This is a genomic window from Sorangium sp. So ce363 (genome assembly GCF_051520435.1).
Classification (GTDB): Bacteria; Myxococcota_A; Polyangia; order Polyangiales; family Polyangiaceae; genus Sorangium; species Sorangium cellulosum_B.
In genome coordinates this window covers 11,881,653-11,906,283 of sequence record NZ_CP150333.1, presented here as the reverse complement: position 1 = coordinate 11,906,283, position 24,631 = coordinate 11,881,653, and the positions used below count along the sequence as shown (strand labels likewise).

General features: G+C 69.3%; 13 protein-coding genes and 1 pseudogene. 8 read left to right on the top strand and 6 right to left on the bottom strand.

From position 1 onward, the window contains the following. Positions 1-521: 521 nt before the first annotated feature. The gene (locus WMF12_RS44755; RefSeq protein WP_437854804.1) at positions 522-1,331 is read left to right on the top strand and encodes a hypothetical protein; all 810 of its coding nucleotides are present in this window, start codon (positions 522-524) and stop codon (positions 1,329-1,331) included. Between the two features lie 33 nt (positions 1,332-1,364). Here the strand turns inward: WMF12_RS44755 and WMF12_RS44750 are convergent, their stop codons facing one another. After that, positions 1,365-3,290: a fructose-1,6-bisphosphatase gene (locus WMF12_RS44750; RefSeq protein WP_437854803.1), complete on the bottom strand. Its 1,926-nt coding sequence runs from the start codon at positions 3,288-3,290 to the stop codon at positions 1,365-1,367. Positions 3,291-3,538: 248 nt separating this feature from the next. On the opposite strand from WMF12_RS44750, the gene WMF12_RS44745 reads away from it, so the two are divergent. Together WMF12_RS44745 and WMF12_RS44740 are read left to right on the top strand one after the other, a co-directional pair. Further along, the gene (locus WMF12_RS44745) at positions 3,539-3,892 is read left to right on the top strand and encodes a response regulator (protein ID WP_437742845.1); all 354 of its coding nucleotides are present in this window, start codon (positions 3,539-3,541) and stop codon (positions 3,890-3,892) included. Further along, positions 3,893-4,012: pseudogene (locus WMF12_RS44740) on the top strand (VOC family protein); the annotation flags it as partial. It abuts the gene before it with no gap. A gap of 81 nt (positions 4,013-4,093) precedes the next feature. Here WMF12_RS44740 and WMF12_RS44735 read toward each other — a convergent pair. Beyond that, positions 4,094-6,589: a protein kinase domain-containing protein gene (locus WMF12_RS44735; RefSeq protein WP_437854802.1), complete on the bottom strand. Its 2,496-nt coding sequence runs from the start codon at positions 6,587-6,589 to the stop codon at positions 4,094-4,096. Positions 6,590-6,869: 280 nt separating this feature from the next. On the opposite strand from WMF12_RS44735, the gene ggt reads away from it, so the two are divergent. Next, positions 6,870-8,699, top strand: coding sequence for a gamma-glutamyltransferase (gene ggt, locus WMF12_RS44730; RefSeq protein WP_437854801.1), 1,830 nt, complete (start codon positions 6,870-6,872; stop codon positions 8,697-8,699). Between the two features lie 837 nt (positions 8,700-9,536). Beyond that, complete coding sequence (locus tag WMF12_RS44725; protein WP_437854800.1) at positions 9,537-14,501, top strand: AAA family ATPase; 4,965 nt, start codon at positions 9,537-9,539, stop codon at positions 14,499-14,501. Positions 14,502-14,569: 68 nt separating this feature from the next. On the opposite strand, the gene WMF12_RS44720 is transcribed toward WMF12_RS44725, so the two are convergent. Both WMF12_RS44720 and WMF12_RS44715 read right to left on the bottom strand, forming a co-directional pair. Further along, complete coding sequence (locus WMF12_RS44720) at positions 14,570-15,574, bottom strand: terpene synthase family protein (protein WP_437854799.1); 1,005 nt, start codon at positions 15,572-15,574, stop codon at positions 14,570-14,572. A gap of 45 nt (positions 15,575-15,619) precedes the next feature. Then, entirely contained in the window at positions 15,620-16,858 is a 1,239-nt protein-coding gene (locus WMF12_RS44715; protein WP_437873956.1) for a cytochrome P450, read from the bottom strand. 1,366 nt (positions 16,859-18,224) lie between these two features. Here WMF12_RS44715 and WMF12_RS44710 point away from each other — a divergent pair. From WMF12_RS44710 to WMF12_RS44700, 3 genes are all read left to right on the top strand, one after another. Continuing rightward, positions 18,225-18,893, top strand: coding sequence for a TetR/AcrR family transcriptional regulator (locus tag WMF12_RS44710; RefSeq protein WP_437854798.1), 669 nt, complete (start codon positions 18,225-18,227; stop codon positions 18,891-18,893). 22 nt (positions 18,894-18,915) lie between these two features. Further along, positions 18,916-19,680 carry an SDR family NAD(P)-dependent oxidoreductase gene (locus WMF12_RS44705; protein WP_437854797.1) on the top strand — a complete coding sequence of 255 codons (765 nt, stop codon included), beginning with the start codon at positions 18,916-18,918 and terminating at the stop codon, positions 19,678-19,680. A 268-nt stretch (positions 19,681-19,948) separates the two neighbouring features. Beyond that, complete coding sequence (locus WMF12_RS44700) at positions 19,949-21,475, top strand: ATP-binding cassette domain-containing protein (RefSeq protein ID WP_437854796.1); 1,527 nt, start codon at positions 19,949-19,951, stop codon at positions 21,473-21,475. A gap of 46 nt (positions 21,476-21,521) precedes the next feature. On the opposite strand, the gene WMF12_RS44695 is transcribed toward WMF12_RS44700, so the two are convergent. Then, the gene (locus tag WMF12_RS44695) at positions 21,522-23,783 is read right to left on the bottom strand and encodes a S46 family peptidase (protein WP_437854795.1); all 2,262 of its coding nucleotides are present in this window, start codon (positions 23,781-23,783) and stop codon (positions 21,522-21,524) included. Between the two features lie 468 nt (positions 23,784-24,251). Further along, the gene (locus WMF12_RS44690; protein WP_012241155.1) at positions 24,252-24,512 is read right to left on the bottom strand and encodes a hypothetical protein; all 261 of its coding nucleotides are present in this window, start codon (positions 24,510-24,512) and stop codon (positions 24,252-24,254) included. Positions 24,513-24,631 lie beyond the last annotated feature (119 nt).

Below are 24,631 nucleotides of genomic sequence, written 5' to 3'. Positions count from 1 at the left end.
GAGCACATCATCTCCGATCCGAGGATCGAGAGATCGCGCGAGGAGACAAGGAGGAGCGCTGGCGTCCGCGCACTGACGAGAGACGCTCGGAGCAGTTGACATTACCTGCGTTCCGTCGGTGTCGCGGGAGCCGGCGCTCAACGATCCACCATGAGGAGGACGGTGAACAGCTATCATGAGCTGTGGCACCTCGGGGATACGACGCAAACGCGGCACCACGCCGTACGCGAGCGCCAGCTCGTCGAGCCCGCCCTCGCGCGGTCGTACCCCCGCAATGCTGATTCCAGCGGGGTGCGGCGCGATCGGCGCGGTCAACGGGCCAGCGAACAGAGCCATGGGCTCACGCAGCACGGGCCGACGGGCGAGCCGAGACGTCTACCGTCGCGATTCAGCGGAAGCATATTCCGTCAAGGAAACAATGATAGAATCGTGACTTCTGTGCGGCAGTATTTACCCGCGAGACTGCACGCGCTTATTCTCCGCGCATGGTCTCTATCCCGCGTACTTCCATTCGTCTCTTCATGACCACCGCTACGCTGCTCCTCGCGCTCGCCGCGTGCGGTGACGACGAGGTCGACTTTGGCGCAGGCGGCGCAGGCGGTGAGGCCGGCGGCGGCACCTCCACCAGCACCAGCGCAGGAACTGGCGGCGGCACCACCAGCGGCACCGGCGGCGAGGGCGGCACCGGCGGCGCTCCCGGCACCGGCGGCGAGGGCGGCAGCGGCGGCGCTCCCGGAACCGGCGGCGAAGGCGGCAGCGGCGGCGCTCCTGGCACGGGCGGCGAGGGCGGCGCAGGCGGCGCTCCTGGCACGGGCGGCGAGGGCGGCGCAGGCGGCGCAGGCGGCGCTCCCGGCACCGGCGGCGAGGGCGGCACCGGCGGCGCTCCCGGCACCGGCGGCGAGGGCGGCGCAGGCGGCGCGGGCGGCGAGGGCGGCGCAGGCGGCGCAGGCGGCGCTCCTGGCACGGGCGGCGCCGGCGGCGATGACGGCGAGCCCGTACGGTGGGCCGACGTGGAGCCGATCCTGCTGGCAAAGTGCTCGCCCTGCCACACCCGCACGGATCCCGCGCCGGCCAGCGGCTTCGCCATCACCTACGAGTCCTCGCAGCTTGCCTCGAGCTCGACCCAGTGCGCCGTGGACCCGGGTGAACCCACGAGGACGCAGGGGGAGTGCGCCACCATCCGCATCCACGACCTCGACAACGCCATCCGCATGCCGCGCAACCGCGGATGCACCGGCGACCCGGCGCTCGACGCCGCGAATTCTGCCTGCCTGACGGCCGCGGAGCAGAAGACCCTCGAGGACTGGATCCTGGACGGCCAGCTCGACTGATCCGAGGAGGCGCGGCCACCACCGCGCCTCACCTCACCTCGGCTGCTCGAGGAGCGCTCCGTCTCGATACGCCTCGATGAGCCGCTCCAGGATCTCGATCTCCCGCTCGAGCTCCTCCCCCTTCTCGGTGTCTCCCACCCGGCGCTCGGCCTCGTAGACCTCCACGTCCGAGATCACGGGGATGATGTCCTCCCCCGCCTCGACGGCCTGCTCGACCGACGTGAAATGGTGGTGCTGCGCGAGCCGCGCCCCGCTCGCCTCGAGCACGAGCGTGTACCCCTTGTCGCCGTACGCCTCCGAGAACGCCCCGTCGATCGTCACCGCGCGGCGCGACGCCTTGATCGGCGACTCCCCCCGCTCGACCCGGACCGGCACGTGCCCGTTCACGATGAGCCCGCGCTCCTCATCCACACCGAACTCGCGGCACACCCGGCCGCAGAACGCGGCGTCGTGGATCAGGTGGAAATAAGGGTTCTTCGTCTCCCTGTGCGTCCTCTCGTCGGCGACGAAATACGACTCGAACGTCGTCATCCGGTCCTTGCCGAACATGGGCGAGAGCGGCCCGGTCCAGAGGTACCAGAGCATGTCGACGTCCTCCTGCGCGCCCGCCCGGAAGGCCCGGCGCACCGTTCGCTCCAGCGCGTCGAACAGGGCCCTGCCGCGGCGAACCTCGCCGTCCACCACGAAAGGAAGGAGCTCGCCCTCGCCGTCCACCGGGACACAGCCGTGGAAGATGAGCGCCCGGTCGCGCCTGAGCCATGTCGTCCCCTGCTGCACCATCCAGCGCATCTGGCGGGACAGCGCCGGGCTCCTCAGGAAAGACTCCTTCAGAAGGGCGACGCACGCCGCCTCGTCCGGCGTCAGCGCGTACGGATCGCCGGGGTCGAGCGTCGGGAAGCGCGCGTCGAGCAGCGGGAACACCTCGCCGTCGATCGCGACCGTGCCCGCGCGCGCGTCGATGCGATGGAGCAGGCAGCGGTGCTCGAGCGCGTACTCCGGGCGGCGCCGGCAGAGCTGCCCCTCCAGCTTGAACTGGAGGACGGCCGCGGCCTTCTGCATCCGCGCCATCAGGAGGGCGTCGCGCAGCCCCTCGCCCCGGACCGCGAAGCGCTCCGCCGGATCGTCGGCGTAGGCCGTGCGCGCGAGCCGATCGAGCGGCGCCACGGAGATGCCAAAGCCCTCTTCCAGCTGCGACAGGCGCCCGTACCGCAGCGAGAGCCGGACGACCGTGGCGATGAGCGCCTCCTGGCCGAGGCTCGCGCCCATCCAGCTCACGTCGTGGTTGCCCCACGCGACCCGCACGCGCGGCTGGCGCATCAGGTACTCGATCACCTTGTCGAGCCGGGGACCGCGATCGCCGAGATCGCCGGCCACCACGAGCTCGAAGACCGTCAGGTTCCGGATGGCGCGCGCCGTGGCGCGCAAGATCTCGATCTCGCGGCCGTGCTGCACGAACGGATCGATGAGCGCGTCGAGGTAGCCGCCCTCGCCGAGGGCGGCGCGCGCCGAGACGAGCTCGCGGAGCAGGCCCCGCATGTCCTCCGGGAACGCCGCCTCGACCTGGCGGAGCGTGTAGCGCAGCGACAGCTCGCGGATGACCTCGACCTCGCGCGCGAGCGTCCAGAGCAGGAAGGCCCGCCGCTCCGCCTCGCTGCGGGACGCGACGCGGGCATACCTCTCGCGAGGGTAGTAGACGACCGAGAGCAGCGCGCGCTTCTCGGCCGCCGTGAGCCGGTCGCCGAAGACCCGCTCGACCAGCGGCCGCAGGCTCCCCGAAGCGTTGTTGATGATGTGCTTCAGCTTCCTGTGCTCGCCGTGGACGTCGCTGACCACGTGCACCGTCCCCTTCGGGAGCGACAGGATCGCCCGCAGATGGCCGATCTCCGAGAGCGCGGCCTCGGTCGTCGGGTACCGGCCCGCGAGGGCCCGGAGGAGCGGCAACTCCCGCGTGTCAAGCATGGCGCCACAGCATAGAGCAAGGCCGCGGGTCGACGCACGCGCGCGACGTGCTCCCCGCTGAAGCGGCCGGGCAAGCGCGCAAGGCGAGCACATGTGCCTGGCTCTGCCGCGTTTCTCCTTGCGGCCGCGCGGCGTCCGACTAGCAAATGCAATGGGAGCCCATGCAATGTTGTGGCAGCGAGGCAGCATCTCCGCGCCGAGCGGCCTCGACGTCGGCCCACATTCACCAGCGAGCGCCCTCTTCCTACATGAGCAAGTCTGTCCTGATCATCGATGACGACGTGGATCTGGCGACGACCCTGGCCGAGACGCTGCGCGACCTCGGTTATGAGGCGACGCCTTTCTTCAGCGGGCGAGAGGCGCTCGAGCGGCTCCTCGACGGCGAGCGGCCCGGAGTGATCCTGCTCGACCTGATGATGCCGAAGATGAACGGCTGGAAGGTGTGCGACGAGCTCTGCGCGGTCCCCGCGCTCGAGGAGATCCCCGTCGTCATCATGACCGCGGCGTCGAACATCAAGCAGCCGATGCCGGCGCACGCGCGCGAGGTGCTCAGCAAGCCGTTCGAGCTCGACGCCCTGCTGAGGACGATCGACTCCGCCTGAGCGGCCGGCGGCCGCGACAACGGCAAGCCCGGCGTGCGCGCGGATTACGGCCCGACGTATCATGCCGCTTTCCTGCACGACCCCGACGGCAACAACCTGGAGGCGGTCTGTATGAAATAGGGCGCAGCGCGCGGCCGTTGCGCCATCGCCGCAGAGGGCTCCGGCCGCCGCGCCGAGGCGGCCTGGGCGCCGAGCCCCGGGCTACCGCTTCTTCTTCGCCTTCGGCGGTGCGCTCGGCTTGATATCGATGCTCGTGGCCCCCTGGCACGGCACCTGCGCTGTCACACCCGCGCTGAGCCACTCGGGGAACTTCGTCTTCCCGGCCCGGCCGACGCGCACGAAGAAGCGGCCGCAGCGCACGGCCAGCGCCTGGTTCACATCCCCCGCGTACTTGCCGGTCATGTAGACGCCCCCCGGCTGCGGAAACCCCACCGTGAGCAGGCCCTGATCCTTGGGCAGCGACGCAGGATTGCCCCCCTGCCGCGCCTGGCTCGCGGCCTCCTTCGCCGCCGCGGCCTCTTTCGCCGCGGCCTCCTTCGCCGCCGCGGCCTCCTTCGCCGCGGCCTCCTTCGCCGCCGCGGCCTCCTTCGCCGCGGCCTCCTTCGCCGCGGCCTCCTTCGCCGCCGCGGCCTCCTTCGCGGCGGCCTCCTTCGCCGCCGCGGCCTCCTTCGCGGCAGCCTCCTTCGCCGCCGCGGCCTCCTTTGCTGAAAGCGTCTTCGCCGCCTGCGCCTTCCCTGCTGGAGCCTTCTTCATGGGGGGCGACTCGCTCGCCGCGGACGCCGCCGCGGCGACGGGCTCGACGATCGCGGGCGCCAGCTCCACCGCGACAGCCGGCTCGGGCCGATCGCGCCGCGCCACGTAGATCCAGAGCCCCGCCACCACCGTCGCCGTGATCGCCGACACCGCGATCGTCCCGACAGGCGACAGCGAACGCGGCGCTTGCCATGGCAGCCCGGGCAGCCGCGGGCGCCGCGACGACGCGCCCGCCGGGGGCGACGACTCCCCGGGAGAGCCGCCGCGGCCCTCCGCGCTCGGCCTCGGGTACGGCACGCCCCCGGGCGGCGTCAGGCCCGATGAGCCATCCACCGGCACCGTCACCCCGGGCGGCGTCAGGCCCGACGCGCCCATCGGCACGGTCACGCCAGAGGGGGTCACCGGCGAGCCGGAAGGCGGCTTGGGCGGCGCACCCAGGAACGCGGGCGCGAGATCCGCCGGGAGGGCCGGCGGCGGACCGAAGCGGATCGCCTCCGGGATCACCGACGTGGTCGGCACGAAGTGGGCCGCCTCCGCGCCCGTGCCAGGCATCGTCGTGCCGTCCTCCTCGAATATCGGATCGACCTCGGTCAACGTCGGCGGCCCGCCCTCCGGCGGCCCCTCCTCGGCCGCCGCCGCGTCGCGCTCCGCCGCGCGCTTCGACGCCTCGAACAGGCGGCCGAACGTCTCGCGATCCGGCAGCGCGGGCCTTCGTCCCTCGACGCCCTTCGCGCCGTCGCCCCTCACCTCGGACGCCGCCGGCACCGGGATCGTGATCGGCTCGGGCGCGCCGATCGACGCCTTGCCGTCCTGCCGAGCCGACCCGATCAGCGCCTCGGACGCCCCCGCCGAGGGAGGCGCGGTCTTCGCCTGCGCGCCGGGAGTCCGCAGCCTCGCGGCGCCGCCGTCCCTGGCCGCCTGATCCCTGGCAAAGAGATCCTTCGCGAGCCGCTTCGCCACGTCCGCCGCGGGCCTCGCGGTCTGACCTCCCTTGCCCTTGACCGGGATCGTCGGCCGCCGGTCCTCCTCGTGATCCGCGTCCTCGATCTCGATCGTCGCGTGCGCCGATTGCACGCGCGTCACGAGCTCGGCCTTCCCCTTCTCCGGGCGAGCGACCTTCGCGAGCGCCTGCTCGATCTCGTGAACGGTGATCTTTCGATCGTCCGGCGCCGGCGCGAGGGCCGTGTCGAGCAGCGCCACGATCGGGCGCGGGATCTCCGGCCGGATCGTCGCGATCGCCTGCGGTCGCGTGCCGTCCGCGGGCGGCCGCCGCCCCGTGAGCAACGACCAGAGCAAGAGCCCCACGCCATAGATGTCGGCCTTCACCGTGACGCGCTCGGCGCGCGCCTGCTCGGGCGCCATGTAGCCCGGCGCGCCCTTGACCACGCCCGCGATCGTATCCGGCGTGCGCCCGAGGATCTTGCCGATGCCGAACCCCGTCAGCCGCACCTGCCCGTCCCACCCGATCACGATGTTCTCCGGGTGGAGGTTGCGATGGATGATCGGCGTGGGGCTGCCGTGCTCATCGACGGACCCGTGCGCGTGCGCGAGCGCCCCGGCGATGCAGTGGACCAGGTAGTAGACCGCCGCGTCGGCGAGCTTCTGCTGCCGCGCCGCGAGGTGCTGGTGCAGCCGATTGAGGTTCACGCCCTCGACGTGCTCGAGCACGAGCACGAGCCGGCCGGCGTGCTCGAAGAAGTCGAACATCCGCACGATCGCCGGGTGGTTCATCGTCGCGCAGATCGACGCCTCGCGGGCGAGCTCGTCGGCGAAGCGCGGATCACCCTCGGCGGTATTCGGGACGAGCTTCAGCACGCAGACGCGGCGAAACCCGAGCGGCCCATCCAGTCGCCCGAGATAGACGCTGGTAGGCCCAGAACCGGACAGGCGCCGGAGAATCTTGTAGGCCCCAATCGTCTCGGGAGCGGGCTCCGTCGGAAACATCCGGGGCCGATCATACCCAAGCGGGGCGAAGCCCCCAAGCCAACGACCAAGACCGATCACTTCGCGGCGCCAGGAGGCGTCCCCGGGCGCCTCGGTACGAGCCCATGCTCCACGCGCCCTGTACGGCGCGTCGCTCTCCCGTTCGCCAGAGAGCGGTACAGCTGATCAGCAGATGCCCGAACAGCTGTGACGGATCACCGTGGAGAACCCTCCGGCCGCGCTCGCGCGGCCGCGCCTCTGGCCTTCGAGCGGCGCGGGGCCTGGGCTATAAGCCGCCGCGATGAAGCTCCGTGCCTGGCATCGATTGCTCGCCGTCGTGCTCCTCGCGGGCTGCGAGGCCGCCGTCCCGCCCCCTCCGCCCGCGCCGCCCCCGCCCCCGTCGCCGAACGCCGCCCCCGCCTCGGCGCCTGCGCCCGCGCCGGCCGCGCCGGCCACGCCGGCGTCGCGGTTCCCCGCCGGGTGGCCTTACCCCGAGGGCGCGCCGCCGGTGCGGGGCCCCTCGATGGTCACGAGCGACGCCGCCCTCGCCACGAAGGTGGGCGCGGAGGTCCTCGCCTCGGGCGGCAACGCCGTCGACGCGGCGGTCGCGACGGCGTTCGCGCTGGCCGTGGTGCACCCGACGGCCGGCAACCTCGGCGGCGGCGGGTTCATGGTCGCGCGCGTCGGCGACAAGGAGCACGCGCTCGACTTCCGCGAGACCGCGCCGGGCAAGGCGACCCACGACATGTACCGGGGCAAGGACGGCAAGGCCACGGAGAGCGCGCGCGTCGGCCACCTCGCGGTCGGCGTGCCCGGCAGCGTGGCGGGGCTCTGGGAAGCGTACGACAAGCTCGGCTCCAAGAAGAAGACCTGGGCCGAGCTCGTCGCGCCCGCGATCCGGCTCGCGAAGGAGGGCTTCTCGGTCGACGAGAACTTCGCGACGACGGTCAAGGCCGCGTCGGGCAAGCTCAAGCGCTTCCCGGCGTCGGTCGCGCTGTTCCTGCCGGGCGGCGCGCCCATCGAGATCGGCGCGACGTGGAAATCGCCCGAGCTCGCGGCGACGCTCGAGCGCATCGCGGAGAAGGGGCCCGCGGGTTTCTACGAGGGCAAGACCGCCGAGCTCTTCGTGGCCGAGATGCGGCGGGGCAAGGGCATCATCACGGCCGCGGACCTCAAGGGCTACAAGGCGAAGTGGCGCGAGCCCGTCGTCTTCGAGTACCGCGGTCGCCGCGTCGCCTCCATGCCGCTCCCGTCGTCGGGCGGCCTCGCCCTCGCGATGATCGCGCACCAGCTGGAGGGGCTCGACGTCGCCAAGCTCGGCTGGCACTCGCCGTCGCACGTGCACGTGGTCGCCGAGGCGATGCGGCGGGTGTTCCTCGCGCGCAACGAGGTCCTCGGGGATCCCGATTTCGTGAAGAACCCGGTGGAGGAGCTGCTCTCGGTCGCGTGGGCCGAGAAGCAGCGCGCCACGATCGCGGCGGACCGCGCGACGCCGACCGACGAGCTCGCCCGCGGCGCGGCGGTCAAGGACTCGGGCGGGCGCGGCCCGCACACGACGCACTTCTCGGTGGTCGACGCGCAGGGCAACGCCGTCGCGCTGACCACGACGCTGAACGGCTGGTACGGCTCGGGGGTGACGGTGACCGGCGCCGGCTTCGTGCTGAACAACGAGATGGATGACTTCGCCGCCGTGCCCGGCACCCCGAACCAGTTCGGTCTGGTGCAGGGGGAGGCCAACTCCATCGCGCCCGGCAAGCGCATGCTCTCGTCGATGTCGCCGACGATCGTGACCGGGAAGGACGGCCGCGTGGAGCTCGTGCTCGGCGCCGCGGGCGGCCCGACGATCCTCACTGCGGTGTTCCAGATCCTCTCGAACGTGGTCGACTTCGGCTTCGACGTGACCACGGGGGTCAACGCGCCGCGCTTCCACCACCAGGACTACCCCGACAAGCTGTTCGTCGAGCAGGGCGGCTTCCCCGACGAGCTGAGGAGCGCGCTCGGCGCAATGGGCCACACCCTCGACGACCGCGAGCACATCGCCGACGCGCCGTCGATCGGCCGCGAGGGCGCCGCGTTCGCCGGCGCGCGGGAGCCTCGGCGACCCGGCTCCGAGGCGGCCGCCGGGAAGTAGCGCCGGCGGGGCGCCGCGCTCCCCACATCGGCTCACGCGACGCCCGCCCATCCCACAACGGGCGGGCTCCATGGCCTGCTCCGGCAGACCGACGCCACGGCGCGCTCGGGAGCGCCGCCGGGTGGCGGCCCCGACAGCGAGCCACGCCCGCGTCGACCAACCCACCCGACCCACGTTGTCGCCCGCCGGGCGACGCATGTTGTCGGGACGAGATGGCAACGGTCAATCGTTCAGGCGTCTCCTTACTCCTCTGTCAGGGGCCGATCGTTGCGCATTTCAATGGCTTATCGATGAGGGAAGGCACCGCGCGTCTCAGGCACTTCCCTAAGGAGATCCCTCTCCATCTGGCGCACCTTGGCCGTTCCCGGCACGGGCGTGTGCCCCGTGCACCGTGGCTCCTCGCCTCGTGAAGGCGTCATCGCGTGATGCACATCCGACGGCCCTCTGCGCCACGGAGCGCCGTGCGTCCGGGCGGCGAGGCGACGCTGTTGTCGCATTCGCTCCCGAGCGTCGGCCCAAGCGTCGGAGCGAGTCGTGCGTCGCTCGCCTGACGCGCGGCGTCTCGGCGGCGGAGCCAGCCGTGAGCGCTCGATCCGCGTGCGGCGCCGCGGCGGTTCGACCTTGACACAACCCGTCCGTTTCGATTGCGTAGGGCGATGCGCCCCGCCGAGCACGTTCGCTCCCTCGGCGGATGGCGCGGCCGCCTGTCGCCGTCCTTGAGTTCAGCGCCCCGAGGAGCTGCCGTGAAGCGGGGGACTGCTGCTTGACACGGACCGAGATACCGACTGAACGCCGCGCTGGGTAAATAGCCCTGTCACTCCAGGGGGGGTCGCCGTCATGGTGGAGCTGTTGAATCACGAGTTGCTCGAGACGCTGCACGATGGTGCTCGCAGCAGCGTCTATCTCGGCCGGAAGAAGAGCACGGGCAAGATGTGCGTCATCAAGGTCGCGCGGAAGGGCGTCAATGGCACCCGCAACGTGGCGATCCTGAAGCGCCAGTACGAGATCACGAAGCACCTCGATCTCGATGGGGTCGTGCGGGTCCACGAGCTCGAGGTCCGGCTCGATTACGCCGCGCTCGTCATGGAGTACTTCGCCGGTCGTTCGCTGCGGGCGATCATCGACGGCAATGGGCAGGGCGTCGGGCTCGCGCAGGCGGTGAGGATAGCGCTCCAGCTCGCGGACACGCTCGGGGCGATCCATGAGCGGAACATCGTCCACAAGGACATCAAGCCGAGCAACATCATCGTCGACAGCGACGTGCGCACGTCGAAGCTCACGGACTTCTCCATCGCCTCGCTCCTGCCTGGGGAGCGCGCGGCGGTGGTCGACCCCTGGTCGGTCGGCGAGGGCACGCTGCAGTACATCTCGCCCGAGCAGACGGGCCGGATGAACCGGTCGATCGACTTCCGCTCGGATTATTACTCCCTCGGGGTCACGCTCTACGAGCTCACGACGCGGCGCCTCCCGTTCGAGACGACGGATCCGCTGGAGCTCGTGCACCATCACATCGCGAAGACGCCTGTCGCGCCGCACCTGATCCGGCCGGCGATCCCGGAGGCGCTCTCCCGGGTGATCATGAAGCTGCTCTCGAAGACGGCGGAGGAGCGGTACCAGAGCACCTTCGGCCTGAAGGCCGATCTGAAGGCCTGCCTCGACATGCTGGAGCAAGGAGCGCCGGCGGAGGACTTCGTGCCGGGGAGGCGGGACAAGCCCACGCGGCTCCAGATCTCGCAGAAGCTGTATGGCCGGCAGGGCGAGGTCGGCGCGTTGATGGCGGCCTTCAGGGACATCAGCGGGTCTGGTCCGGAGGCGGCGGAGGGTGGCCGCTCGGAGCTCGTCCTCGTGGCCGGCTACTCCGGCGTGGGCAAGTCGGCGGTCGTCAACGAGATCCACAAGCCGATCGCGAAGGAGGCGGGCTACTTCGCCGCTGGCAAGTTCGACCAGTTCACGCGCAACGTCCCGTACGCGGCCGTGCTCGCGGCGCTGCGGGAGATCGTCCGGCAGATCCTCACCGAGAGCAGGAATGAGCTCGCCGACTGGAGGGCCAGGATCCTCGCGGCCGTCTCTCCGAACGGGCGGGTCATCGCCGAGGTGATCCCGGAGATCGAGCTCATCATCGGCGAGCAGCCGCCCGTCCCGGCGCTGGGCTCGATGGAGACGCGGAACCGCTTCAACCTGACGTTCCGGAACTTCATCGGCGCGATCGCGCTGAAGACGCGGGCGCTCGTGCTGTTCCTCGACGATCTCCAGTGGGCCGACACGGGGTCCTTGAACCTCCTCAGCGTGCTCCTGGAGGACCCGGACATCCGCCACCTCTTGCTGATCGGATCGTACCGCGACAACGAGGTCGACGACGCGCACCCGCTGACGATGATGCTGGACGCGCTCCGGAAGAGCGAGGCCCGCGTGCGCACGATCACGCTGACGCCGCTCGGGCCCGATCACGTCAACCAGCTCGTGTCGGACACGCTCGACGCGCCTCGGGAGGAGTGTCGCGAGCTCTCGGGTGTCATCTTCGCCAAGACGCACGGGAACCCGTTCTTCACCATCCAGTACCTCGAGAGCGTCTGCCGCGAAGGCCACCTGCGCTTCAGCTCGGAGACGGGCGCCTGGCGATGGAACATCGCCGACATCCAGCGGATGAAGGTCGCGGACAACGTCGTCGACCTGATGGTCCGCCGGATACAGGGTTTGGGCGAGGCGACGCAGCGGGTCTTGAAGCTCGCCGCGTGCATCGGCAACCAGTTCGATCTGAGGATGCTCGCCCTCATCCACCAGAAGAACCGGCGCGCGACCGACGAGGACCTCTGGGGCGCGCTCGACGCAGGGCTCGTCGTGCCCGTCGACGGTGAGTACGGCATCGCGCGCTTCCTCGACGACGCGGACGAGGGCGCGGTCACGTTCAAGTTCCTCCACGACCGCGTGCAGCAGGCGGCCTACAAGCTGCTCACGGAGGGCGAGCAGGAGCGGATCCACCTGGAGCTGGGGCGGCTCATGCTCGGAGAGAGCCCTCCCGCGTCCGTCGAGGACCGGATCTACGACATCGTGATGCACCTCAACATGGGGGCAAAGATGATCGTGGACAGGCAGGAGCGCGAGGAGGCCGCGACGCTCAACCTGAGAGCCGGACAGAAGGCGAGGCGCTCGACGGCGTACGGCCCCGGGGTGCAGTGCCTCCGCGCGGCCGCGGCGTTCTTGCCCGAGGACTCGTGGGAGACGAATTACGAGCTGTCGCTCGCCATCTACACGGATCTCGTCGAGCTGGAGTACCTGACGATCAACTTCGACCGCGCAGAGGCCTGCGCGAAGATCGTCGTGGACCATGCAAGGGACGTACTGGAGACGATCCGGGTCTACGAGACGCGTATTCAATTTTACATGTCGCAGCATCGGCTGGCGGATGCTCTCGACATCGCCCTGGCCGTGCTCGCCATGCTCGAGGTACCGCTCTGCGAGGCGCCGCCCGCTGACATCGACATACCTCGCCTGGCGGACCTGCCGGTGCTCGTCGATCGGCGAATGCTCGCCGCGAACCGCATCCTCGTCTCTTCCTTGCCGGCCGCCCTCATGGCGAAGCCCCAGTTCGTCCCGCTGATCGCATTCACCCTGATGAACATCTGCGTACAGCACGGAATCTCACCTTCCGCGGCATACGCCTGTGCGATCTACGGCCACATCCAGTGCAGTTTCATGAACAATATAGACCAGGGGTTCGCGCTGGGACAGCTGGCGATCGATCTCATCCAGCGCTTCGGGGCGATGGAGCTCGAATCCAAGATCTATACGCTCAATTACATCGCCATTCACCACTGGAAGCGTCATCTGAAAGAGACGACCCAACCGGCGCGTCATGCGGTTCAGGTCGGACTGGAGACGGGAGACATCGAGTACGTCGGGTACAGCGCCTGTCAGCACCCCACATATTCCTTCCTTACCGGGGAAGAGCTGGGGACGACCGAGCAACGAATGACACATTCCATCGAGCTCGCGCTGAAGCTCAACCAGCAGTACCCGCTGTATTACGTGAAGATCTGGAAGCAGCTCGTGCGCAGCCTTCGAGATCCGTCCGCGGAGAAGCTGCGCCTGGTCGGCGACAGCTTCGACGAAACGACGATGATCCCCTGTCTCGAGCACAACAGTATATCGTTGTTTTCACTGCACCTCGCGAAGGGCATGCTGCTCTACCTCTTTGGCGAGCCGAAGCTCGCCTATGAGTGTCTTCGCGCCCGTGAGGAGTACCAGGACGTGGCGGGGTTCGCCACCGTCGTGCAGCAGAACTTCTACTGCTCGCTCGCCATCCTCGCGGCCTTCGATCGACTCTCGAAGGAGGAGCAGGACGCGGCGCTCTCCAAGGTCGACGCGAACCAGCAGAAGCTCGGGATGTGGGCGCGCCACGCGCCCGAGAACAACCAGCACAAGCACGACCTGGTGAGCGCGGAGCTGGCTCGTGTGGGGCGCTCGATGATCGAGGCGATGGCCCTCTACGATCGCGCGATCGAGGGAGCCCGACAGCACGGATACATCCAGGAAGAGGCGCTGGGGTGTGAGCTTGCGTCGTCGTTCTACCGGGGAATGGGCCGGAGCGAGATCGCTCAGCACTACATGACGATGGCCTACCGGGGCTATGCGCTGTGGGGCGCTGATGCGAAGTGCCAGAGCCTCGTCGCCGCGTTCCCCCATCTGAGGCTCGAGGGGAGGCCAGACCAATCGACGTCGGTGACGGAGACGTCCACCCACGATGACGCGGTCCTGGACCTGCTCAGCGTGGTGAAGGCGTCGCAGGCCGTGGCGAGCGAGATCGTCCTGGAGAGGCTCCTGGAAAACCTCATGACGATCGTGCTCGAGAACCTCGGAGCGCAGTCCGGCATGCTGGCCCTGGCGCGTGGCGATGCCCTCTTCGTCGAGGTGGAAGGGACCTTTCAGCCAAAGCAAGTTCACGTGCTCAAGTCCGCGCCCGTCGTGTCGTTCAGCAGAGCGCCGCTCTCGATCGTGAGCTACGTGCAGCGCACCCAGAAAGGCGTCCTGCTGGACAATGCGACGGAGGAGGCCAAGTTCTCCGCCGACCCTTACATCCGGGAGAGGCGCCCGAAGTCGGTCATCTGCACCCCGATCATCCGTCAGAATCGGCTCGTCGGCGTGCTCTATCTCGAGAACAACCTGTCCACCGGCGTGTTCACGCAGAATCGCCTCGATCTCCTGAAGCTCCTCTCGACGCAGATCGCGATCTCCATCGAGAACGCAAAGCTCTATGAGAGGCTCGAGCAGGAGGTCGCCGCGCGCACGGAGGAGCTCCGGCTGTCCTACGAGCAGCTCCGCGACGTCAACGACCAGCTGCAGGTGGAGCTGGGGGAGCGGGTCCGGCTGCAGGAAGAGCGCGTCCAGATGCAGGAAGCCATCATTCAGACGCAGCGGGATCGGCTCTTCGAGCTATCAACACCCTGCATACCGATCACCGATCAGGTCATGGTGATGCCGATCATCGGGACGATCGATGAAAGACGGGCGGCGCAGATGATTGAAACCGCGATGCAAGGGGTCGCGTCCAGCTCCGCGAAGGTCGTGATCGTCGACGTCACGGGGGTCAAGAGCGTGGACACGAGCGTCGCGAGCCGGCTGATGAGCTTGGCCCAGGCGGTGGGACTGCTCGGAAGCAAGGCTATCTTGACGGGGCTCCGCCCTGCGGTGGCGCAGAGCTTGGTCGCGCTCGGCGTGGACCTCGGCTCGATAGAGACCCGCTCCAATCTCAAGGCGGGTATCGCCTACGCGATGCGGCGGACCTCGACGAGATTGCACGCCTGAGCAGCACCCTCTCTCACGGCGCCGGGCGAGGCGCCATGCAAGCACGCGCCCGGTAGGCTCCTTCGCCTTCATCCAGCGCGCACGATCAAACTCTCTAGTCCAGAATAGCGACCGGCCTCGAGCGCCCAGCGCTGATTTCCGGCGATCATGGCCTCGACCGCGTCCAGGTAGAGGCGGATCTCGTCGTCCGCCCAGAGCGCGAGCACCTTCTCCTTCACGCCTTGGTACTCCGCGACCCGGCGGTCGTGCATGTCCTTGAGCCGGTCGATCGCCTCTTCCAGCGTGCTCACGCATTCGTTCCGGAGGACGACGATCAGGTTGTGCGTCTCGCCGTTGGTCAGCTCCTTCCCGAGCGAGAAGTAGTCGTTCGTCCAGCAGAGGATGTCATTACAGATGTCTCGAACCGTCTGAATCAACGGGTGCTGGACGACCTCGAGCGGCAGCGGCCGTTCGAGCAGCAGCTCGAGCAGGTCGCAGTAGGTATAGACAGCTCCGCTGTAGCGCCGCATCATCAAATATTCTTCAAGATGCGGCACCCTCATCTGCTTCCGGTTATTCGCCTCCCACAGGTTGGCCTCGTAGTAGTACTGAAAGTGCGAGAGCCAGCGATTCAGGAAGAAGTGCGGATGACTGCGTCGGATGCGCTCACGTACATCGAGCATCCCGCGCGTCAGGGGATCGCTCATGTCCGCTTCGGTGTACCCGAAGAGCTCACCCAGGTACTTCTCATTGAGCCACTCGACGGATTCCGGGTCCGTGCTGAGCTGCCCCTCGTCGTACGCATCATCCAGGAGGAACAGCGCGGCCGTGAAGTCCGATGCCAGCTGGAGCGTCTGCGTGCTCGCGGACGGCAAGAGCCATGCCGCCAGGTGGGAGAAGTTCGTCGCCTTGAGACGCGAAAGCGACCGACCGTCTGGCACCAGCCGCAATCGGCGAACCCACGCCAGGGTCCTTTGCTCAGCGATCTCTCTCCCGGGGTGACACGACGCAGAGAACGGATATTCGAATGCACCAGCATCGCGCTTGCTGACGACGACGCTAGTTCGATCGGATGACATGACGAACTCCACCACAAGACGATTCCATGGAGTAGAGGCCTATTCGCAACGGCACATGCCCTACCAGATCCCCTGAACGACTGGCGACTCGCGTGTGGCAGGAGATGACGCTGGAACCACCTCGATGGGTAGCGCCATCGGGCAGCGGGTGTTGAGGAACACATTCCATTCAAGACGGTCAGCAGCAAGCGCGACTCGGTGGCATCGGCGGAGCAGCTCCTCGAGCATCACGCGGGCCTGCGTCTTGGCCAGGAAGACCCCGAGACAGAAGTGGGCACCATGTCCGAACGCCAGGTTGGCCTGGTCGCGGCGCTCTGGGTTGAAGCGGTGCGCCTCCTGGAACTTCGTCTCATCACGCAGACCGGAGCCGATGAGCAGCGCAACGACGGCGTGGGCGGGCAGACGCGTACCGCCGAGCTCTGTCTCGGCGAGGGTCAGGCGCATCGTGGCATGCACCGGCGGCTCGAAGCGCAGGACTTCGTCGATGAAGCGCGGGATGAGCGCCGGCTCCGCGCGCAGGCGATCCATCCACGTCGGGCGCTGGGCGAGGATCAGCACCATCTGGGTCATCAGCGCTATCGCCGTTTCGAGCCCTGCCACGAGGAGCAGGAAGAGGAGGGCTACGAGGTCCTGGTCCGTGGTCCCATCGTCGTCCGTCCGGGACCGGAGCAGCTCGCTGACCAGGTCGTTCTCCATCTTCCGCCGGCGGCTCGCCAGCAGGCCCAGCATGTACTGCTCCATCTCATCGATGGTCCTACGCACCTCGTCGAGCCGCGCATGATCTTCTGGAGATACGGCGCCGACGCTGACGATGTCAGTCGTCCATCGCTTGAAGTGCCGCTCCAGCGCTGAGTCAAAGCCGATCAGCCTGGCGAGGACGCTGACCTGCGCGCGAAGCGCCAGATCGGAGAGAAAGTCGGCCGCGCGGCGCTGCACCAGCTGGTCGACGAGCTGCGCGGCCGTGGAGCGCATCTGCGGCTCCAGCGAGGCCACCGTCGCGGCGGTGAATGCGCGGTTGATGAGGCTGCGCAGCTGACCATGCCGCGGCGGGTCCGCGAGTAGCAACGATCTGGACAGCGGATTATCTCGCCGCAGGTAGGGCGGCTCCGACGCGACGCGCAGCCCCGCGGACGAGAACACCTGCGTGTTCTTGAACGCCGCCACGATGTCATCATACCGGGTGACCACCCACATCCCGTTGGGGTCCACCTGACACACGGGCGACTCGCGGCGCAGCGCCGCGTAGAAGGGGTACGGGTTCTCTCGGACCTCGGGGGCGAACAAATTAAGTCGAGTCATTGCGCTCTTCCTGTGGCGAAGGCAGGACGCAGCCGCAACGCCATGGCGGCACACGTCGATAAGCCTGGAGTGGGGTGCTGCGTCGGATGGCGCGCTGGGCGACGCGATGGCGTCGATTCGGTGCTGCCCTGAGGCAGCTGGCCCCTAGCGCTGAAAGGAGCACGAGACGGAACCCGCAAGCCGCGTTTCCGCGATGCTCCAGCGCGTGGTCACCTGGGCGCATCTCCCGCGAGCAGGGCGCTGAACAGCCGCCACGCGGCCCGAGCCAACGCTCGGCGTCCGCAGGACACGGCTGCACTCCTCGGTCGTCGCTACGCCCGCCAGGATGCGAGCATGCGACTCACGAGCGCCTGAACTGCTTCCAGGGCATCTCCCGGTGCATCATGAGACCAGAGCAAGCGAGAGAGCCGCTAGGCTCTCTTCATGGCTGCAGGGGTCCGATGGTTCGTGGGTGCTCCTCCATCTGATGACAGCATCCTATACCATACGGACGAATGCGCAACTGTATTCTTATTTGCGGACTTCACACGACGACCTCGTCGTGATCGAAACACCGCGGACAACGAATCTTCCAACACTTCAATACGATGGCCGAGCCGCCACGACATGCCGCGTGAATAAAAATACATTTCAGGGCCTGCGGCCCGCGCCGCTCCAGCAGGCGCCGAGAACATCACCTGCCCCCGAGCGACACCTCGATGGCCATCCGATAGATGATGCGTTGCGATCAATGAGCGCAATGATCTCTGGATGATCGACGTCGTCAATCGCGAGCGACTGTGCAGCAATGCAAGATGCAGTCGACTCGGGTTTCATCCGTGAAGGCATAGCGCGTGACCGGGGCCGCCCCCGCTGCGCTCCGGATGGAGCGAGCCGTGGAGACGAGAACGCTGCAGGCGTGCGTCGGCGCGAACGCTCGCGGCGTCTGCCTGGGATGCTGACGGCGAAGGTTTTCGCCATCGATGTGACGTGCATTGCAGGAATGCACGGCCGCACGAGAGTGCGCCGGCCCGCTATGCAAAATGAACGCCTCGCTCGAGCGGAGCGCGATCACGCTTCCCAGTGTCGTCGGCCATGATGCGGGTCGCTCGATGTCACGCTCGGCTCGATCTCGTGACCTCGAAAGAGGGGGCCTCTCCCTGGAACCACACCTCCTCCGGAAGCGCGCCGACCCACGCCGGAGGCGCGTTTGGGACGAGGCCCGTTTGGGATCGGGGTCACGCTCTGGGCACTCCCGGGTTGCGCTCAGGGATTTCCTTAGTCGTGCTCTGGGCATGCCCAGTGCTGAACCACTGAGCAGCAGCCAGGGGCGCGCCCGGCCCCGCCTTGACGATGCGACCGATCGGTCATATGACTGACCGGTCGCATGCCGAAGAGCACGTTCTTTGGGTTGCCCGAGGAGCGGCGGGACCGCCTCGTGCGCGAGGCGATCGCCGAGTTCGCGGATCGCCCCTACGCCGAGGCCTCGCTCTCGCAGATCGCGCGCCGCGCCCGCATCCCCAAGGGGAGCTTCTACCAGTACTTCGAGGACAAGCTCGATCTCTACCGGTGGCTCCTGACCGAGGAGGTGCCGCGGCAGAAGCGCGCGTTCCTCGGCGCCGGGTGCCTGGAGGGCGACTTCTGGGCTCGCCTGGAGGTCCACATCGAGCGCGGCATGGCGTTCCTCGTGGAGCACCCGCGCCTCGCCCGCCTGTCGGCCGCGGCCACCGACCCGACCGCCACGGTCGAGGTCCGCGGCCTTCACAAAGCCATCTGCGAGGCCGGCGCCGCGGAGCTCCGGGCCCTGCTCGCGGAGGGCATCGCGAGCGGCGCCGTCCGTTCCACCGACACGAGCCTCGAGGTGGCGACCCGGCTGGTCGCCGCCGTCATCGGCCCCGGGCTCACCGAGGCGGTGCTCCAGGAGCTCGGGGCCGAGCTCCACGACGTGCTGGCCTCCGACGCGCTGCGAAAGCAGCTCGGCCCGAAGCGCCGCCGTCGCCTCGCCCAGCAGGCGGTCCAGTTCATCCAGCGCGGCCTTGGCGCGAGCACGGCGTGATTCCACCAGGAAAGGGAGCTTCATGATCACCTACGACTTCGCCGGACGGGTCGCCCTCGTCACCGGGGGCACCTCGGGCATCGGCCTCGCGACCGCGCGCGCGTTCGCGCGAGGAGGGGCGCGCGTCGCCATCGCCGCGCGCGACGGCGACGCCGGACAGCGGGCCTGCGCCGCGCTCGAGCGAGAGGGCGCGCCGGCGCTGTTCGTCCAGACCGACGTGCGGGACGACGCCTCGATGAAGCGCGCCGTGGAAGAGACGATGAGGCGCTTCGACCGGCTCGATTTCGCGGCGAACTGCGCGGGCATCGGCGGCGACATGGCCCGCCTCGATCGCGCCGATCAGGCGGTGTGGGACGACGTCATGGCGACCAACGCCCGCGGGATCTGGCTGGCCATGCGGCACGAGATCCCGGCCATGCTGGCGTCGGGCGGGGGCGCCATCGTCAACATGAGCTCCATCTACGGCGTCGCCGGGAAGCCGGCGCACCACGCCTACGTCGCGTCCAAGCACGCGGTCCTCGGGATGACGCGCTCGGTGGCGCTCGAGGTGGCGCCGCTCGGGATCCGCGTGAACGCCCTCTGCGCCGGCGTCACCCGCACGCCCGCCATGCAACAGGCGGAGGCGTTCGCGCCCGAGCTGGTGCAGGCGCTTGTGGCGCAGCATCCGATGGCGCGGATGGCCACCGAGGACGAGATCGCCGGCGCCGCGCTCTGGCTGTGCTCCGAGGGCGCGGGCTACGTGACCGGCGGCGCGATCCCGGTAGACGGCGGCTTCCTGGCCGCGTGAGCGCGCCGAGCCGAGATGCCGCTGGAAGAAGAAGAAGGAGAGCGGAAGGGGCGACCGCAACCGCGGAGCGGCGGTTGCGTGGACCTCGACCGTCTGTTAGAGAGCACGGCTGACGCAAGAGGAGAGTGCTCCGGTGAAGATCAGCTCCTGAATCGGTCTCCGTCGCAGGTCGCGAGCGCGACAGGTGGCATCCCTGCTCCCTGGCCGCGCGAGGCAGCCTGCCCGTCCCGTGACCGGGCCATGTGGCCCTCAGGATTCAGGAGCTCCCATGTCGTTGTTGCGCGCGCAGCGCCTCTCCTTCTCTTATTCCGACGCGTCCACGATCCTCGCGGACGTGGATCTGTGCCTGACCCCGGGGTGGTACGGGATCGTCGGGCCGAACGGCGCCGGCAAGACGACGCTCCTCCGGCTCTTCGCCGGCGAGCTCGCGCCCGAGGGGGGGAGTTTGCGGCTCGAGCCGCGGGGCGCGACCGTCGCGGTTTGCCCGCAGGCCGTGGAGCACGCCGACGCGGCCATCCACGCGCTGGCCGACGCCGAGGACGGCGCCGCGCGCAGGTTGCGCGGCGAGCTCTTGCTGGATCCGGCGGAGCTCGGGCGCTGGGCCACGCTGTCGCCCGGCGAGCGCAAGCGGTGGCAGATCGGCGCGGCGCTCGCCGCGGCGCCGGACCTGCTCCTGCTCGACGAGCCGACGAACCACATCGACGCGGACGCGCGGGCGCTGCTCGCCGGCGCGCTCGCGGGGTTCCAGGGGATCGGGGCGTGCGTCTCGCACGATCGCGAGCTCCTCGACGCGCTGACCACCGGCACGATCCGGGTCGAGCGGGCCGCGGCGAGGCTCTATCCCGGCGGGTACAGCGCGGCAAAAGCGCTCTGGGAGGCCGAGGCGCGCGGGCGCGAGGAGGCGCACCAGCGGCTGCGCGCCGAGGAACGGCAGCTCCGGCGCCGCCTCGGCGACGAGCGGCGGGCGCAGGCCTCGGCCGACGCGGACCGGAGCACGAAGCGGCGGATGAAGGGCCCGCGCGACAGCGACGCCCGGGGCCTGCTCGCGGACTTCCGCGTGTCCTCGGCCGAAGCGCGGCTGTCGCGCAACGTCGGCGTGACCCGGCGCAAGCTCGAGAAGGTGTCGGCCGAGGCGGGAGAGCTCGAGCTCGAGAAGGCGGTGGGCCGCAGCGTGTTCGTCGATTACGAGCGATCGCCCGCGCCGTGGCTCTTCGTGCTCGACGCGCCCCGGATCCACGCCGGCGGCGAGAGCGAGGGGCGGATGCTGCTGAGGGACGTGCGGCTCGCGGTCGGCCGCGAGGACCGCATCCGGATCGCGGGCCCGAACGGCGCTGGCAAGACCACGCTGGTGAACGCGCTGCTCGCCGGCGCGCGCGTGCCGGCGGACAAGGTGCTCCATGTGCCGCAGGAGCTCGGCGAGGCAGAGCAGCAGGCCCTCATCGCGAGGGCGCGGCGCCTCCCTCCGGAGGAGCGCGGGCGGGTGATGTCGCTGGTGGCCGCGCTCGGGGTGGAGCCGGGGCCGCTGCTCGGGTCGGCGCGGCCGTCGCCCGGCGAGGCGCGCAAGCTGATGATCGCGCTGGGCCTCGGGCAACACGCGTGGGCGCTCGTGCTGGACGAGCCGACCAACCACCTCGACCTGCCCTCGATCGAGCGGCTGGAGCGCGCCCTCGCCGACTACCCGGGCGCGCTTCTCCTCGTCACGCACGACAGGGCGTTCGGGCGGAGCTGCACGTCGATCCTCTGGACGGTGGCCGAGGGAGAGGTGCGGGTGTCGTCCGACGACGCCGGCGCGTGACCCGCGCCGGCGTCCTCGCGATCGTGCTTTTGAGGCTGCGCCGCGCTCAGTCGATGGCCGGCTTGCCGCCCATCTCCTTCAGCACGGCGTCCGCGCCCGACACCGCGTCCATCACCCACTCCATGTAGCGGTGATCGACGTGGATGGTCCGGGTGATCGACGGCATGAACAGCCAGTCGGACGCCATCGCCTCGTAGTTGCCGTCGAAGGCGAGGCCCACGAGCTCGCCGCGCGCGTTCAGCGTGGCAGAGCCGGAGTTGCCGTTCGTGATGTCGAGATCGCTCAGGAAGCAGACCGGCACCTCGCCGAGGTCCTTGTCCACGTATGGGCCGAACCGCTCCTCGCGCGCGGCCTCGAGCAGGGTCGCCGGGGTGTTGAACGGCGCCTCGCCGGTGCTCTTCTTCACGACCTCGCTGAGCGTGGTGAACGGGCGATAGACCGGCTTGTCGCTCTCCGGGCGGTACCCCCGCACGGTGCCGTACGTGACGCGGAGCGTGCCGTTCGCGTCGGGCGCCAGGAGGCCGCCCCGGTGCGCGCGGAGCGCCTCGACGAAGCGCGGCTTCACGAGGGCCATCGCCCCGGCGTAGGCCTTGTCCCGCGCCTCGATGGCCTTGTCGACCGGCGCGAGCTCGAGCGCCAGGCGGATCATCGGATCCCGGCTCGCCTGGAGCTCCTCGAGCGTCGCCGTCTTGAGCAGCTGGATCCGGGTCGCCGCGTCCTCGAGCGCCGTCTTCTCGTAGATCGCGTCGATCGCCGCGGCGATGCCGGCCTCCGTCTGTGCCTGCCCGCCCGCGAGGGCCCCGAGCAGCGCGGGCCTGTCCTTCGGATCGAGCTGCAGCGCGCGCCGCGTGGCCAGCTTGAAGGTGCTCCGATCGATCGCGCGGTCGTACGACTTCTGCAGCGACGCCTGCGCCTGCTCGAGGCGCTCCCAGTTGCGCTGCTGGTACTCGGCCTCGCGCTCGGCGTCGGCCTTCGGCCGCTCCTCCGCCATGCGCACGATGGTGACCGCGGCGTCGAGGAGCCTCGCCGACGAGGCGATCTCCGACACGGCCGCGTCATGGTCGCGCGTCGCCTGCTGCCCGGCGTGCAGCGCGGCGATCTGCTCGATCGCGCCGCCGTAGGCCGCCTTGCGCTCCGGGTCGGCGTCGATCCAGGCCTTGAGGTCGCCCTCCTGCTTGGCCTTCTCCTTGGCCAGGCCGCCCTGGACCAGCCCGTCGAGCAGGCCGCGCGTCTTGAGCAGGTAGTTGGCGTAGCCCTGGATGGTCGGCTCCGCCTTGATCCGCAGGGCCGGGTCGTTCTTGCCGAGCTCCTCCAGGAGGGCGATCGACTCCTCGTAGAACGACACCCGCTTCGGGTACAGCCATGAGACCGCGGACTCGACCTCTGCCGCGGTCCGGAGCCGGTTCGTCGTGCCGGGGTAGCCGGCGACCATCACCAGGTCGCCCTGGCGGAGCGGCGACGACGCGAGCTTCAGGTGATGCGCCGGCCGGTAAGGCACGTTGTCCTCGGCGTGGGCGGCCGGCCGGTTGTCCTTGCCGACATAGGCCCTGAAGAAGGCGAAATCGCCGGTGTGGCGCGGCCAGCGCCAGTTGTCGATGTCCCCACCGAAGTTGCCGATCGCCTCCTGCGGGACATAGACGATGCGAACGTCCTTGATCTCCAGCTGCTCGATCAACGAGACCTGGCCACCGCCGAAATACTCGGCGATGGAGCAGCGGATCTCGGGGCGCCCCTCCTCGCACGCGGTCACGAGCTGCTTCTTGCGCTTCTCGATCTCCTCGTAGCGCTCGAGATCGCCCTGGATCGCCTCGATGCCGCGCCGCACCTCGCCGGTGACGTCGCGGAAGGCGCGGGTCACGAGCACGCGCGCGGTGGGGCCGGCCCATCGCTCCTCGGCGCGGGATTTCGCCAGGTAGCCGTTCGTCAGGAGGTCCTGCTCCGGGGTGGAGTTGTACTGGAGCGCCCTGGTCGAACAGTGATGGTTCGTGGCGATGAGCCCATCGGGCGAGACGAACGAGGCCGAGCAGCCGCCCAGGCTCACCACCGCGCCGAGCGGGGACGCCGTGGGATCGGCGAGCGACTCGGGATCGATCTCGAGCCCGAGCGCCTTGAGCTGGTCCTTGTGCTGCCGCATCTGCTCCGGCATCCACATCCCGCCGGGGTTCTCGAAGGGCGCCCCCTGACCGGGCTCGGAGCCCGGCGGCCTGGTATCGCCCGCTTGCGGCCGCTCCGAGCCGCAACCCGGCGCGAACGCGGAGACCGCGAACAACGCCAGGAGCGTATGACTACGTAGAGAGGAGTGAGACATGCGGTGTTGTTACCATCGTCGGTAGACAGTGCAACCACACACCAACTTTCTAGTGATACGAGACACAGTAGAACGAGCCTCATGCGGGCCAGGGACGCGCGAAGATGGCGCGCGAGGCGCTCCGTGCGTGGTGATGGACACCTGAAGCATCCCCTCGAATTATTCGGAAAAATTCACAGGGAGGCGTGGAGACGAGGAGTGAAATCCCACGAATCTCCCCGTCTCCCCGTCTCCCTGTTCAATTCCCACGAAAGATGCCAACAACTGAGGGGAGTTGTCAGGGACACCGGATCTCATCAATGTTCGTAGAGGCGAGCTTCGCCTGCTTCAGCGGGCTTGTCGGGCCTTCATGGTTCTCTGCGCCTGGCGGCCGGACTGGCATCCACGGCATTCCGGACAAGGCGCGCGCGGGGGGACGCCGCGCCAGGGCGGCGCGGAGGGTCGGTCGAGCAGCGGGGGCGATGTGGCTCAGTCGACCTGGTGAGCCCGGAACCCGGCGACGGCCCCGTGGGTCTCCAGGCAGCGGTGGATCCAGGCGGCGTCACGCGCGCGCACGGCGATGAGCCGGACGTTGCCGGAGCCGTCGAGCGCCTGGAGGCCCTGGAAGCCGACCAGCGCTGCTTCCTGGAGCGTCATCACCTGCGCGCCTGTCTCGCTCAGGACCTCGTCGCTGAGCAGGCCGGCGCCGTCGGATCCCTCGGCGAGGTGCACCTCGAACACGGTCATCATGAGGCCATGGTCGCCGGGCGGCGCCGCGCCGACAAGGTCGTCGTGCGAGACAGGTCGCCCCCTGCGCCCCCTGCGCCCCCTGCACCGATTGCCGCTGGCCTCGCGCTCCGTCGCGCCCG